12 protein-coding genes are annotated in these 14,751 nt (G+C 66.3%); 2 read left to right on the forward strand and 10 right to left on the reverse strand.

Annotation, left to right across the window (positions count from 1 at the left end; all coding sequences use genetic code 11):
- Positions 1 to 57: 57 nt before the first annotated feature.
- Both ACWDTF_RS12925 and ACWDTF_RS12930 read right to left on the reverse strand, forming a co-directional pair.
- Positions 58 to 1,563, reverse strand: coding sequence for an alpha/beta hydrolase family protein (locus ACWDTF_RS12925; protein ID WP_355277194.1), 1,506 nt, complete (start codon positions 1,561 to 1,563; stop codon positions 58 to 60).
- Between the two features lie 464 nt (positions 1,564 to 2,027).
- On the reverse strand, positions 2,028 to 3,575 hold the full coding sequence (locus ACWDTF_RS12930; protein ID WP_449754470.1) for a molybdopterin-dependent oxidoreductase: 1,548 nt from the start codon (positions 3,573 to 3,575) through the stop codon (positions 2,028 to 2,030).
- Between the two features lie 146 nt (positions 3,576 to 3,721).
- On the opposite strand from ACWDTF_RS12930, the gene ACWDTF_RS12935 reads away from it, so the two are divergent.
- Positions 3,722 to 5,188, forward strand: a complete 1,467-nt coding sequence (locus tag ACWDTF_RS12935) for an FAD-binding protein (RefSeq protein WP_240855028.1) — start codon at positions 3,722 to 3,724, stop codon at positions 5,186 to 5,188.
- A gap of 7 nt (positions 5,189 to 5,195) precedes the next feature.
- Here ACWDTF_RS12935 and ACWDTF_RS12940 read toward each other — a convergent pair whose 3' ends face one another.
- The 8 genes from ACWDTF_RS12940 to ACWDTF_RS12975 all read right to left on the reverse strand — a co-directional run bounded on the left by ACWDTF_RS12940 (position 5,196) and on the right by ACWDTF_RS12975 (position 13,167).
- Positions 5,196 to 7,445, reverse strand: a complete 2,250-nt coding sequence (locus ACWDTF_RS12940) for a heavy metal translocating P-type ATPase (protein WP_449754471.1) — start codon at positions 7,443 to 7,445, stop codon at positions 5,196 to 5,198.
- Positions 7,442 to 7,591 (reverse strand): hypothetical protein, encoded by a 150-nt coding sequence (locus ACWDTF_RS12945; RefSeq protein WP_240855032.1) that lies wholly within the window; start codon positions 7,589 to 7,591, stop codon positions 7,442 to 7,444. Before ACWDTF_RS12945 ends, ACWDTF_RS12940 begins: the two co-directional genes overlap by 4 nt.
- A gap of 9 nt (positions 7,592 to 7,600) precedes the next feature.
- Complete coding sequence (locus tag ACWDTF_RS12950) at positions 7,601 to 7,804, reverse strand: heavy-metal-associated domain-containing protein (protein ID WP_240855033.1); 204 nt, start codon at positions 7,802 to 7,804, stop codon at positions 7,601 to 7,603.
- Positions 7,805 to 7,862: 58 nt separating this feature from the next.
- On the reverse strand, positions 7,863 to 8,156 hold the full coding sequence (locus ACWDTF_RS12955; RefSeq protein WP_240855034.1) for a metal-sensitive transcriptional regulator: 294 nt from the start codon (positions 8,154 to 8,156) through the stop codon (positions 7,863 to 7,865).
- Between the two features lie 87 nt (positions 8,157 to 8,243).
- Complete coding sequence (locus tag ACWDTF_RS12960; protein ID WP_240855036.1) at positions 8,244 to 9,119, reverse strand: hypothetical protein; 876 nt, start codon at positions 9,117 to 9,119, stop codon at positions 8,244 to 8,246.
- A 205-nt stretch (positions 9,120 to 9,324) separates the two neighbouring features.
- On the reverse strand, positions 9,325 to 10,911 hold the full coding sequence (gene nadB / locus ACWDTF_RS12965) for an L-aspartate oxidase (protein WP_240855037.1): 1,587 nt from the start codon (positions 10,909 to 10,911) through the stop codon (positions 9,325 to 9,327).
- Positions 10,912 to 11,039: 128 nt separating this feature from the next.
- Positions 11,040 to 12,083 (reverse strand): NAD(P)-dependent alcohol dehydrogenase, encoded by a 1,044-nt coding sequence (locus tag ACWDTF_RS12970; RefSeq protein ID WP_240855040.1) that lies wholly within the window; start codon positions 12,081 to 12,083, stop codon positions 11,040 to 11,042.
- Positions 12,084 to 12,177: 94 nt separating this feature from the next.
- On the reverse strand, positions 12,178 to 13,167 hold the full coding sequence (locus ACWDTF_RS12975) for a hypothetical protein (RefSeq protein WP_449754472.1): 990 nt from the start codon (positions 13,165 to 13,167) through the stop codon (positions 12,178 to 12,180).
- 159 nt (positions 13,168 to 13,326) lie between these two features.
- On the opposite strand from ACWDTF_RS12975, the gene ACWDTF_RS12980 reads away from it, so the two are divergent.
- Positions 13,327 to 14,703, forward strand: coding sequence for an ABC1 kinase family protein (locus ACWDTF_RS12980; protein ID WP_449754473.1), 1,377 nt, complete (start codon positions 13,327 to 13,329; stop codon positions 14,701 to 14,703).
- Positions 14,704 to 14,751 lie beyond the last annotated feature (48 nt).

A 14,751-nucleotide genomic window follows, 5' to 3' on the forward strand; every position in this document is an offset into this window, starting at 1 on the left:
AACTGTTAACGATTTCGTTTCTCTGGTTAACGACCCGGTTCAAGTGGGTCGGCCGACTCAGTCTTCCGACTCGGAATGCGCGCTGTCGGAATTGTTTTCGTGCCCGGCACCGCTGGGGGCGCCGTTGTGCGAGGCGGCGTCGTCGCCCGTGGTCGTGGCGTCGTGATCGGTGGTGTCGTCATCGGCGACACTGTCGTCGTCGTTGGCGTCGTCGTCACCGTTGTCCGCTTCGGCGTTGCCGTACTTCTTGTCGTCCTTCTTCTCGCCGGCGGCGCCGTCGTCGTCGTCGGCGCTGTTGTTGTCAGCGCCCTCGTCGTTCGCCGTGGTGTCGACTCGCTCGGCAAGACCCCGCGCCGTGGCGGTGTTGGCCGTGGTCGCCGGAGTTGCAGTCTTGGAGTCGTCTTGCGTGTCATCGACGAGCATGTCGTCGCGGACCGTCTTGTTCACATCAGGATCGGTCACCGTGACGGTCAGTCCGAGCGCCTCGTAGATGGAGTCCTGCAGTTCACGCGGCGTCGGCACCGGCACGCCGGCGATCGTCGACTGCTCCCCCGGCATCGGGACCGGGATGATCGCGGACAGGATGTCGTCGACCTCCGTAGGGATCGGGATACCCAAGTCGCGCAGCATCATCCCCCAGGGGTTTCCACCGTCGTAGACGACGTAGGTCGTGTTGCCACATCCGCAACCACGATCAGGGTCCTGGCTGGACCACGTATCGATGACCTCGTACTCGTTGATGCGGTACGTGAGGAAAGCGTGCACGTAGAAGCCGGGGATCAGGTAGAAGAACGTCCCGATCGGATTGGTGAACGGGTTGCCGACACCACACGTCGCGTCACCGCGGACGCAATAGGAGATGACCTTGATGCCCTCCATGTCGTCCGTGTCGCGATCACCGTTGGTGTACATGCCCGGAATGAAGCTGGGCACTACGTTCTCCACACCGGAATGCGGGAAGCGGGAGTCGGCGCCGACGATGACAACGATCTGGTCCGTGGGGATCGTGCCACGCTCCTTGAGCATGTAGGCGACATTCATCGCGACTGGCGAACTCTGCGAGTAGCCGTTGATGACGATGATCTGGTCGGGATTGTCCGGGTCGTAGGCCGCTTCGGCAGCCGCCACGCCCTTGCGGGTACCGATATCGACCGACTCGTTGAAGGTGCCCTCGCCGGCGAGATAGATCGGGAGCGGCCCGATCGTCAGGCCGAATGCTGCCGGGTAGTCGACGACCTGCACCGGCGGTTGCGTATCCGGATCGGTGCCGAACATGCCTATGTCGCGCGTGCGTCCGAGCTGATCGGTGCCGTCGTAGTCGGTGGTGCCGGGGATCAAGATGACGACGTCACCTTTGCCACTGTCGAAGTTGCGCCCGATTTGCAGGGCGACCCACTCCGGTTCAGCGACGGTCGTCGGCTTCGACTGATCGATGGTGACCGGCGGGTTGAAGTCCGGGAAGACGATCGACCCGATCTGCAATGCATGAGCACTCGGGTTGGGGCTGAGGAACACCGCTCCGACCGTGGTCAGGACAGCAAACAGCCAAAGAATCCGACGCACCTGAATCCCTTCGAACCAAACAACTGTCGGCCCGTCCGGGCGGGGGTGTTCCGGACGTCACCGACAATTGAGCGAGAGTGTATCGGTTATCGAATCAGCAATTAGCCTTCGTTAATGTGAGACATCCTAACGATACCGTCTCACCTGCGGCGATCGTCTGAGATTCATCCGATTGGGTGAACCCCGCAAGGCGTTGGTCGCCGTGCTCCGCGTCAGCGCGCCGCGCGATGCCTCCGCACAAAAAGTAGGGGAAGAAAACTCGTCCCCTACCCTTGGTGTCGTCCCCGCGAAATCTCTAGCGGACGACTTCGAACCCCGGGGAAGAAACTCCTCCCCTAGATTTTGCGGGCGAAGCCGGCCCGACGACCCACCACAGGTTTTCTGTACGCGTCACCCCGACGAAGTGCACATTCCACTCGGCTTCGCTGCCACGTACAGATTTCGGCAGCTCCAGCCCCAACCCCTCACGTGATCGTGTACGTCCGACCGTCGAGCCCGGTCGAGCCATCCGGCGCCGGCGACGCATTGTCCTCGATCTGGGCGTTCCCCATCTTGTCGATCGCCCGGCATTGCACGTCGTGCTCACCGCTGGTGGCCTGCCAGGCGAACTTCCACTGCCGCCAGGTGTCGACGCTGTATTCGGTTGCCAGTTCTGCCGGTTGCCACGGGCCGTCGTCGATGCGCACCTCGACGCGCTCGATGCCGGTGTGCTGCGCCCATGCCGTCCCCGCGATCACCACCTCGCCGGCCGCGTGCTCAGTGCTGTTGGCCGGGCGGTCGATCCGCGACGACAACTTGATCGGACCCAGTTCCGACCATCCCCGCGTCGACCAGTACGCCTTCGCTTCGCTGAACTTGGTGATCTCCCAGTCCACCACCCACTTGGTGGCCGACACATAGCCATACAGCCCGGGGATCACCTGACGGATGGGGTACCCGTGTTCGATGGGCAGCGGCTCACCGTTCATCCCGATGGCGAGTAGCGCGTCCCTACCGTCCGTCACCGCCGACACCGGGGTTCCGCAGGTCCAGCCGTCGGAGCTGGTCGACAACAGCATGTCGGCGCCCGGTCGGACGCCGGCCAGTTCCAGGACCTCCTTCATCGGCACGCCCAGCCACTTGGCGTTGCCGATGAGGTCGCCACCCACCTCGTTGGACACGCAGGTCAGCGTCACCAGGCGCTCCGTCATCGGCATCGCCAGCAGGTCCGCCCAGGACAGTCGGACCTCCTTGTCCACCATCCCGTGGATGCGCAACGACCAGTCGGCTGTCGTCAGGCGCGGCACCTGCAGTGCGGTGTCGATGCGGTAGAAATCGGCGTTGCCGGTGACGAACCGGGTGACACCGTCGACGTCGAGATCGGTTCCGGGCGGGATCGGCGGGGCGGGCTTGGCCGGCACCGGCAGGACGAGTCGCGCGCGGTCGGCCAGGGTGTTCGCGGTGTCGGCCAGCATCCGGCGACCGATGGTGCCGACCACGGCCGCAGCGGCAATCACCCCACCGGCGGTCAGCACAAACCGTCGCGACAACCCATCCGCCTTCTCGGGTGGGTCGAGGTCCGGCCGGTCGGCCAGCAATGAGATCAGCACACGGAGGACGAGTATCCCGACCGCCCCGGCAACGATGGACGGAAACATATAAGTCACCGACGAACCCGGCCGACCCATCGCGGCGAAGACTCCGACCAGCGCAAACACGCCGATGATCACCGAGCCCACCGGCGGGCGCAACCGCTCGGCCAGCCCGCAACCGGCGGCGATCAGCACGATGATGACACCCATCCCGATGAACAAGGCGGTCTTGTCCGACGTGCCGAACGTCGAGATCGCCCACTCGCGCACCGACGTCGGCGAATGGTCGACGACGGTCGAACCCACCGCGAAATACGGCGATGCATCGGGCGAGATCGGGACGGCCACCAACTCGCCGACCGCGAGCCCGGCAGCAACCGCGACGACACCCGATAACGCGGCGCAGGCTGAGCGCACCGGGGTGGAGCCGAAGTTCGTCACACCCTCGTTGATACCCGCATTTCGCGGCGGGTGACACGGCCCCGGAAACCAGCGTCGACCATTCGCCCGACGACCGCCTACTCGGCCGCTGCCGCAATTCGACCAGGACTAGAACATGTTCTAGTTTCTCCGCTATCGTATGCGGCATGGCAGCAAGCACGGACATCCCCGACACCGTCGCACTCTCGAGCGTGACCGAATTCTCCGACGAGGTCGACGTCCTGGTGATCGGGTTCGGCATCGCGGGCGGTTGTGCGGCCGTGGAGGCAGCGGCGCACGGAGCCAAGGTGCTCCTGATCGAACGCGCGGCGGCGGCCGGCGGCACCACGTCGATGGCCGGCGGATTCTTCTACCTCGGCGGCGGCACGGCCGTGCAGCTGGCGACCGGGCAGGAAGACAGCGTCGAGGAGATGGAGAAGTACCTCACCGCCGTCTCGGTGGACCCCGAGGTCGACAAGATCCACGCCTATTGCACCGACAGCGTCGAACACTTCACCTGGCTGGAGAATCTCGGGTTCGCCTTCGAGCGGAGTTTCTACCCGGAGAAGGCGGTCATCCAGCCCGGCACCGAGGGGTTGATGTACACCGGCAACGAGAAGGTCTGGCCGTTCAAGGACATGGCCAAGCCTGCTCCTCGTGGACACAAAGTGCCGGTTCCCGGCGACACCGGCGGTGCGTCGATGGTCATCGACCTCCTCGTCAAGCGATTGGCCGAGCTCGGCGCGGAAGTCCGATACGACACCGGCGCACGGCAACTCGTGGTCGACGACGACGGCGCAGTGGCCGGGGTCGTGTGGAAGCGGCCCGGCGAAGAAGGCGTCATCAAGGCCCGGTCGGTGATCATCGCGGCCGGCGGCTTTGTGATGAACCCCGAGATGGTCGCGGCCAACACGCCGCATCTGGCCGAGAAGCCGTTTGTCCTCGGCAATACCTACGACGACGGCCTGGGCCTGCGCATGGGCGCATCGGTCGGCGCCGAGCTGAAGTACATGGACAACGCCTTCATCACCGCGCCCATCTACCCGCCGGCCAGCATGGTCACCGGAATCGTGGTGAACGCCAACGGTGATCGGTTCGTCACCGAGGACTCCTACCACGCCCGGACCTCCGGCTTTGTGATGGAACAGCCCGACGCCGTGGCCTATCTCATCGTCGACGAGTCCCATATGAACCCCGACCGCAACTACCTCGTACCGCTGATCGACGGCTGGGAGACGGTCGCAGAGATGGAGAGCGATCTCGGCATCCCCGAGGGCAATCTGCAACGAACCCTGGCCCGCTACAACGAGAATGCCGCCAAGGGCGAAGATCCCGACTTCCACAAGGCAGCCGAGTTCCTCGAACCGCAGGACACCGGACCGTGGGCGGCCTACAACCTGTCGCTGGGCAAGGCGATGTACGCCGGATTCACCATGGGCGGCATGGCGACATCCGTGGACGCCGAGGTCCTCGACGAAGCGGGGCAGGTGGTTCCCGGTCTGTACGCGGCAGGCGCCTCGGCGTCGAACATTGCGCAGGACTGCAAAGGCTATTGCAGCGGAACGCAATTGGGTGAGGGATCGTACTTCGGTCGTCGCGCGGGCCGGCATGCGGCCGCGCGGGCCGCGAACTAATTCAGAGCTAACTCGGGTTGAACCGCCGCAGCCGCAAACTGTTGCCCACCACGAACACCGACGACAAGGCCATCGCGGCACCGGCGATCATCGGGTTCAGCAGTCCGGCGGCAGCCAGTGGAATCGCGGCGACGTTGTAGCCGAAGGCCCAGAACAGATTGCCCTTGATCGTGGCCAGAGTTCGACGCGACAGTTCGATCGCCTGACCCACCAGTCGTAGATCGCCGCTCACGATCGTGAGATCGCTTGCCGCGATGGCGACGTCGGTGCCGGTACCCATCGCGAGTCCGAGGTCGGCCTGCGCGAGTGCTGCGGCGTCGTTGATGCCGTCGCCGACCATCGCGACCGAATGTCCTTGCGCCTGAAGCTTCTTGATCGCGTCGATCTTCCCCTCGGGCGTGACCCCGGCGGTCACATCGGAGATGCCGACCTCCTGCGCCACACGACGCGCAGCACCCTCGTTGTCACCGGTCAGAAGTGCGGGCGTCAGACCTAGCCGGCGGAAGTCGGCGATGGCGGCGACCGCGGATGGCTTCACCTGATCCTCGACGACGATCACCCCGACGGGCTGCACCTCGGCACTCACCACCACGGCGGTCGCGCCACGGTCGTGTGCCTCGTCGACGGCCCGCGCGAGATCGTCGCCCAACGCCGTCTCGGTACGATCCGGCGCGGTCACCACAATGTCGCGACCGTCTACCTGCCCCGACACCCCGACGCCCTGCGTCGAACGGAATCCGACCACAGAGGGTAGTGAAACACCCTTGGCTGCAGCGACTATCGCGGAGGCAATCGGGTGCTCGGATGCCGCTTCGACCGCGGCCGCGGCCGTCAGAACCGACGACTCGTCGTGCCCCGACGCCGGGATCACCTCGCTCACCGACATGTCGCCGGTGGTCACGGTGCCCGTCTTGTCCAGGACGATCGTGTCGATGCGGCGCGTGGTTTCCAGCACCTCAGGGCCCTTGAGCAGGATGCCCAGCTGTGCTCCCCGTCCGGTGCCCACCATCAGCGCGGTCGGCGTGGCCAGACCGAGGGCACACGGGCAGGCGATGATCAGGACCGCGACGGCCGCGGTGAAGGCAAAGGTCACGTCGCCGCCCGCCATCCCCGACTGGGCGGCAACTCCGAGCCAGAAGCCCAGCGTGGCAACCGAAATCGCGATGACGATCGGGACGAAGACCGCCGAGATGCGGTCGGCCAGACGCTGCGCGTCGGCCTTGCCCTCCTGTGCCGACGCGACCATCTTGGCCATCTGCGCGAGCGCGGTGTCGCCGCCGACCGCCGTGGCCCGGACGATCAGCCGGCCGCTGGCGTTGACGGTCGCGCCCACGACGGCGTCGCCGGTGGTGACCTCGACCGGCACGGACTCGCCGGTCACCATCGACGCATCGACGGCAGACGCACCGTCGACCACGATCCCGTCGGTCGCGACGCGCTCACCGGGCCGCACCACGAACGTGTCCCCAACGGCCAACTGCCCGATCGGAATACGCGTCTCGACGCCACCGCGCATGACCGCGACATCCTTGGCACCGAGGTCCATCAAGGCGCGCAAGGCGTCGCCGGCGCGGCGCTTGGACCGCTTCTCGAAGTAGCGTCCCGCGAGAAGGAAGGTCGTGACTCCGGCGGCCGCTTCGAGATAGATGTGTGACGAGCCGTCGGCGCGTTGCGGAATGAGGTCGAAACCGTGTGTGAGACCGGGTGTTCCGGCGGTACCGAAGAACAGTGCGTACACCGACCAGCCGAAGGCAGCCAACGTCCCCACCGACACCAGCGTGTCCATGGTGGTGGCACCGTGACGCAGATTGATCCACGCCGCACGATGGAACGGATACGCACCCCATACGACGACGGGTGCCGCGAGGGTCAGCGAGAGCCACTGCCAGTTGGTGAACTGCAGCGCCGGGATCATCGCCATCGCGATGACGGGCACCGACAGCACGGCCGACACGATCAGCCGCTGACGCAATGAGTCCAGTTCAGGGTCGGCGTCGTGGGCGGGGTCATCCCCGTTGCCCGCGAAGGGATCTGGCGACTCGACGATCGGCGTGGCGTCGTACCCGGCCGCCCGTACGACCTCGACGAGATCGTCGGTGCTCAGACCGTCGGGCACCTGCACGTGCGCACGCTCGGTCGCATAGTTCACCGACGCGGCAACGCCGTCGAGTTTGTTGAGCTTGCGTTCGATCCGGTTGGCGCACGACGCGCACGTCATACCCGCGATGTCGAGGTCGATGGCAGAAGTCGTCGTCATCGCGCCACCTCGGCGGCACCCTGGTGAGTGGTGTGCGAATTGGTATGCGCGGGTGCCGGTTCGGTGTCGGGACCCCACGCGTATCCGACGCCGAACGCCACCGCGAAGGCGATGACGAGCGCTGCGACATAGGCGATCACCCTCATGTCAGCGCCTCACACCAGCTGATACCCGGCCTCGGTCACCGCAGCGGCGATCTCGGCCCGGTCGATCTCGCGGTCGCTGGTGACCGCCACTGTCCCGTCGTCGAGTGTGACGGCGACCGAGGTGACTCCGGCGATCTCGCCGATCTCCTCACGTACCGATGCCACGCAGTGTCCGCAGGTCATTCCGGTCACGCTGTAATTGCTTGTCGTCATGGTGATACTCCCCTCGTAGTGAAGATCTTGTGCAGCAGGGTGTTTGGCGAGATGCCGATCAGGATTTCACCAGGCGCTCGATGGCAGCCATGGCCTCGTCGATCTTGACCTGTCCGGCGTCGTCGCTTTCTTGGGCGGCGTGCATCACGCAATGGCTCATGTGCTCGGACAGCAAACCCAATCCGACCGCCTGCAGAGCCTTGGTCATCGCCGAGACCTGCGTCAGGATGTCGATGCAGTATGCCTCGTCGTCGACCATGCGCTGCAACCCTCGCGCCTGCCCCTCGATGCGACGCAGTCGTCGCAAGTAGTCGTCCTTGCGGCCGATGTAGCCGTGTTGCTGATCGTCCATCTCGCTCACTCCTATACCCCCTACCGGTATAGCATCCAGCGCGCACGGAAGCTACCCCTGGGGGGTATAGATCACTCGGAGAGGGAGTCAGTGCTGACGCAGGACCGCGGCAAGTTTGGCGATCGCGTTGGCGACCTCCTCGAGCGCGGCGCCGATCTGCGCCTCGCGCTCCCCACGATCGAGGGAGATCTCACCGGAGGCACTACCGCCGTCCTCCGACCGCCGACGACGCCCTTCGTACTCGGCCTGGTGAACGGGGTGACCGTCCACGGGAGGTTCGGTGTTTGTCGAGCGCCGGCCCCCGCGATAGGCAGCCGCGTCGGGGGCCGCAGGTTGCTGAGCCACCGGTTGGGGTGGCGGCGGAGCGACCGGGGGTTGGGGCGCCACGTGCGCAGGCGGATCGGGGAAGTGATGGGCGCCGGTCCGCATGGTCGGCGGAGCCGGAATCGGGCCGCCAGGGGCGGGATGCATGGGCGCAGGTGTGTGCGGACCCGTCTGTGGTCCGGAAAGAGGGGGTCCGGAAGGCCCGGAGAGCGGGGGTCCAGCATATGGAGGCTCGGAAACCGGCGGTTTCGCGAGTGGGTATCCACCCGTGGGCTGCGCGCCGGTGTGATGCCCCTGGCCAGGTGCGGCCGACATCGCCGACGGCACGTGCCCGTTGGACCGCGCATAGAAATGCGGGCCACCATGACCCGCGAAGAAGACACATCCGGCACCTTCGGGCGACGGCACCGGACAGGGATTCCGGTCGATCAGCGATTGCGCACGATTGTCGAAGTCGTTCCATTCGAGCCAGAGTCGACGGTCGTGCCGCGGCCGAACGCTGGCGTCGGTCGCGTGATTGCCGCTGTGTCCGAGGCCGAGCCGGCATTGCAGAAGCCATTCCGACTCGGGAGCGAGACCGAGCGCCACCCGCTCGGCAGGCCGACACACAACTGTCGACCAGCAACCCTCGCCGTTCATCGTCGACTCCCTCCACGCAGTGTTCTCTCCCCAGCCGGACGCGACTCGCTGTACGCGTCCGCCACCCGAGGCCCGCGAGCGCGTAAGTGAAGGTCACATGAACGCCGCGAGAAGCCCAACCAATCGGTGAATGTGGAGATCCCGGGCGTCAGTCTACGAAGGACCCCGCCTCAGTGCCACCCCCAGACGGGGTCGAGACCAAACCTCACATCAGGCGGGCAGCGGCCGCGAGTTCGACCGGCTCGAGGTCACCGTCGCGCAACCGAAAGAATCGGGAGTGTCCGACGACGTCGGGTTGCGGGTGGTCGGTGCGAACGTGCGCGCCACGAGACTCCGTTCGGGCGGACGCGGCGGCGACCACGGCACGCGCCGTCAGGGTGAGCGCGGCATCCTCCACGTCCGCAGGGGTGCAGGCGGGACGGAGGGGCGCGGAGTCGAGGAGCGCCGCCATACCGTCGAGTCCGGCTGCCGAGCGCCGCAAACCGACCCACTTGCTCATCGCGTCCTGCAGCGCGCCCCGATCCAGGATGGGCAGGGGCCCGTCGTCGGCGCCAGGCGCCTCGACCACCCGCTCGCCTCGCCGACGCCACGCAGCGTCGGCCGCTCGTCGTCCCATGACCAGGCCTTCGAGCAGACTGTTGGACGCCAGACGGTTGGCGCCGTGCAACCCGGTCCGCGCCACCTCACCCGCCGCGAGCAGACCCGGCACCGAGGTAGCACCGTCAGCGTCGGTGACCACACCGCCGCAGAGGTAGTGCGCACCCGGGACGACGGGGATTCGACCGTCCGCCGAGTCGATCCCGGCCGCGACCAGCCCGGCGGTCACCGTCGGGAAGCGGCGTTCGAAGTCGTCGACCCCGGTCACGTCGAGGTAGACGCACGGATGCCCGGTGCGCTCGATCGCGTCCTCGACGGCGTTGGCCACCACATCGCGCGGTGCGAGGTCGCCCATCGGGATGCCGGCGGTCACCGACCGGCCGTCGACGTCCACCAGCCTTCCGCCCTCACCGCGCACGGCCTCACTGATCAGCGTGCGACGACCGCGTGCACCGGGCGTGTAGAGCATCGTCGGATGGAACTGGATGAATTCGAGGTCGGCGACAACAGCGCCCGCCCGCAGCGCGAGCGCGATGCCGTCGGCGGTCGCACCAGCGGGGTTGGTGGTCGCGGCGAACAGGTGGCCGACGCCGCCGGTCGCGAGCAGGACGGTCTGCGCATACACCGCATGCCGGTGGCCATTCTGCAGATACGCGACCCCGACGGTCAGCCCTTGATGGGTGAGGATCGACGTCGCGGTCGCCTCGTCTCGACAGTCGATGTCGGTGCGCGCCACCGCATCGGCGAGTGTGCGTTGAATCGCGGCGCCGGTCGCATCACCGCCCGCGTGAATGATCCGCCGCGCCCGGTGACCACCCTCGCGGGTGCGCAGGAGCCGCCCGTCGCGGCCTCGGTCGAACGCGGCGCCACGTTCGATCAGTTCAGATACCGACGCCCAACCGTCACCGAGGATCGGTCCGGCTGCGTCGGCTTCGGTGAGTCCCGCGCCGGCGGCGAGCGTGTCGTAGAGGTGGTCGGCAACCGAATCCTCGCCTGCCTCTGGCATCACGACGGCGACGCCGCCCTGTGCATAGAAGGTCGAGGTGGTCTGCTCGGCGCGGTTCGGGGCCCAGTGCGGCCCCTTGTTGAGGATGACCACCGATAGTCCGCGCTCGGCGGCGCTCAGCGCGGCGGTGAGTCCTGCGACACCGGCGCCGATCACCACGAGATCCGCGACTGTGTTCCGCTGTGCCATGACGCGAGCCTCTCGAGACGAGGGACATACCTATTCGGCTCAACACCGCCAGGATGTTTTCGATTCCCAGTCGAAAACCTTACCCGTCGTCTACCCGCCTGGCGAGACCCGTTGACCGTGCAGCCCGGCTACCCCAGGGTGGCGATGTCGATCACGAAGCGGTACCGGACGTCACTGGCGACGACGCGGTCGTACGCGTCGTTGATCTGATCGGCCGCGATCACCTCGATCTCGGCTCCGATGCCGTGTTCGGCGCAGAAATCGAGCATCTCCTGGGTCTCGGCAATACCGCCGATCATCGATCCGGCGAAACTGCGACGGTTGGCGGCCAGGGCGAAGGCAGGCACCTCGATCGGATGCTCCGGCAGGCCGAGTTCGACGAGGCTTCCGTCGAGGGCCAGCATGCTCAGGTACTTCTTGATGTCCAGGTTCGCCGACACCGTGTTGACGATGAGATCGAAGTGGTTGCGCAGCGCACGGAAGGTGTCGGGATCGCTGGTCGCGTAGTAGTTGTCGGCACCGAGACGCAGACCGTCTTCCATCTTCTTCAGCGACTGCGACAGGACCGTCACCTCGGCGCCCATCGCATGCGCGAGCTTCACACCGACGTGTCCGAGACCGCCGAGCCCGATGATCGCCACCTTCTGACCGGGCCCCGCCCGCCAATGTCGCAGCGGCGAATACAGGGTGATGCCGGCGCAGAGCAGCGGCGCGGCCTCAGCCAGTCCGATGCCTTCGGGGATCGTGCACACATAGTTCTCGTCGACGACGATCGCGGTGCTGTAGCCGCCGTGCGTCGGCTGCCCATCACGTCCGACGGCGTTGTACGTGCCGACCATGCCGCGCTCGCAGTACTGCTCATCGCCGGCCCGGCACGGTCCACATTCGCGGCAGGAATCCACGAAGCAGCCGACGCCGACCCGGTCCCCGACCGCGAACCGCGTCACCTCCGACCCGACCGCCGACACCGTGCCCGCGATCTCGTGTCCGGGCACCACCGGGAAGTTGGTGCGACCCCACTCCGCGCGGGCGGTGTGGATGTCGGAGTGGCAGATCCCGGCGAAAGCGATGTCGATGGCGACGTCGTTCGGTCCGACGTCGCGACGCTCGATGGTCGTCGGGCTCAGTGGCTGATCTGCTGCGGTCGCGATGTAGGCGTTGACTGTCGACATGCCGCCAGTCTGCCGACGACCGGCGACTCATGCCACCTCACGCATACGTGACCGCGGGCGTCCGAGATGACCCGGACGCCCGCGATACGCATGTCTACCAGCCCTTGGAGTTGGTCAGCGTCAGCGGCGTCTCGTTGCTGGGACCTTGGACGTAGCGCTTCATGTAGGCCGTCTGCCAGCGGTTGTTCCATTGCGGCAGGGGCAGCGGGAACCAGTAGCCGCTGTCGAGCCACATCTGACCGAGCAGGGGTACCGGCTGGCGTGAGATGTCGTACCAGGTGCCGATAGGCGCGTTGGTGAAAGTGCCGTAGTGGGTGCCCTTGCCGCCGCGCTTCTTGCCGTCGACGTAGAACGGGGCGACGTCGGTGCCGGCTTCCTTGCCGTCGATGTAGAAGGTCACGTCCTTCTTGCCGAGCACCACCGCGTAGTCATGCTCCTTCTTCAGGTAGCTCGTCGGCAGCAGACGAATCTGCGGCACGATCTCGCCGGCCTTCTTGGTCATCAGGAAGAAGCCACGCGGGAAGTCCATGCCGAGGGCGTTGATGATCGGTTTGACGATCTCGCTGGTGTTGGCCAGGTACGCGTTGCCGTCGTTCCACATGAACCACGCGATCTCCAGACCCAGCGGATCGATGGATCGGTTGGACACACCCCAGCCGGTGGTGCCGGCCCACGACCCGATCTGCTGGGTGCCGCCGACGCGCATCGTCATCGTCATGCCCGGTTTGAAGATGGGCTTGGCGAGCATCTCGGCGTTGTTGTACGGGAACAACGCGTGCGGGGTGTCGGGGATACCGAAGGTGACACCGTTGGGCTTGCCGAACCACAGCCGGCTGAAGCCCACCGACGTGTTGCACCAGTCCTTCGGCACTTTGGCGAAGTTCTCGTCCATCTTGCGTGCCGGCTTGGGATCGTTGGTCCCGATGTACCCGGCGAAGGCTCGGGGCTGGAGCACTGCGCAGTTCGGGACGCCGTCGTCGACGCCCGGGAGTTGAGTGTTCGGGTCGGCCGCCGCCTGACCCATTCCGGTCCATGCCAGCGTCAGCGCGGCCACCACTGCGACCAGGCCCTGCATCGCTCTCATGCGCATCGATCGTCCTTTCTCGAAATCCCCGACCACGTATTTGATACACCGCGTTGTCAGATTTCGCTCAGCCGGGTCTCATCTTTGCCTCAGGAGACTCTTGGTTTACTCTCGCGTGCCCCCGGATCGCAGCAGTTCCGATCGTTACAATGGCCGACGGTGACAATCCACAGTTCTGTCGACGACGGTCGGCGCGCTCGGCTGAAGCCGGTGACGCCGGTCGCCGAGATCACGCGTTTCGGCGCCACCACAGCCCACGCCGCAGCCGGCGTCGGGCGGTTCGTTGTCCATACGGTCGGCGACGCGCTCCAGGGTCGGGCCCCGAACGCGAAGCGAGTGGCTCACGAGATCCGCACGACCTTCGAGCATCTCGGGCCGACGTATGTGAAGCTCGGCCAACTCATCGCGTCGAGTCCCGGAGTGTTCACCGAAACCCTCTCGTCGGAGTTCGAATCCCTCCTCGACCGGGTCCCGGCCGCCGACAGCGCCGTGGTCCGCGACGTGTTCACCGCCGAACTCGGCGCGCCGCCGGAAGAGATCTTCGCCTCCTTCGACACCACACCGATCGCGTCGGCGTCGATCGCGCAGGTCCACACCGCCACGTTGCACGACGGTGAGGAAGTCGTCGTCAAGATTCAACGGCCCGGCATCTCCGAGCGCCTGGCACCCGACGTCGCCATCCTCGAACGGGTTGCCGGCCTGGCCGAGATCTCCGAGTACGGCCGCATGCTCAGCGCTCGGCATGTGGTCGAGGATTTCGCCACCGGGTTGGACGCCGAACTGGATTTCCGGATCGAGGCCGACGCCATGCGCGAGTGGTACGAGTGTCTGCGCGACGGCCCGTTCGGCGACCGCGTCCGCGTCCCGACCGTCTACGACGAATTCACGACGTCACGAGTCCTGACGATGGAGCGCATCCACGCGGTGCGCATCGACGACGCGGCAGCGGTCCGCGCGGCCGGCCACGACGGCGTCGCACTGTGCCGGAACCTGCTGTTGTCGCTGCTCGAATCGGCTTTTCACGGCGGCCTCTTCCACGGCGACCTGCACGCAGGCAATGTCCTCGTCGACGCGAAGGGCACACTCGTCCTGCTCGACTTCGGGATCGTCGGGCGGTTCACCCCACGAACGCGCCGCATTCTGCGCCAGCTCGTCGTCGACCTCATCGTGCGCGGGGACTACGAGTCGGCCGGTCGCGCCATCTTCCTACTCGGCGCGGTGCACCGGCCGGGCTCGACGTCGGGCAGCGCTGCCGACATCGAAAAGGTGGCCGCGCCACTGTCCACCACCGATCTCGGGTCGATGTCGTACACGGACCTGGGCCGTCAGCTCGCCGCAGTGGCCAAGGCCTACGACGCACGGCTGCCGCGTGAGCTCGTCCTGGTCGGCAAGCAACTGCTGTACGTCGAGAAGTACATGAAGCTGCTCGCACCACGATGGAAGGCCATGGCGGACAAGGAGATCTACGGCTACATGGCCGGCATCCTGAAGGAGGCCGAGCGTGACCGCCGGGCGGAGAAGTCATCGCAAGGCTGAACAGTACGCCGGCGACGCCAACCGGTCGGGGAGTCAGTAGTGAATCTC

It is taken from the genome of Gordonia sp. NPDC003422 (genome assembly GCF_053588675.1).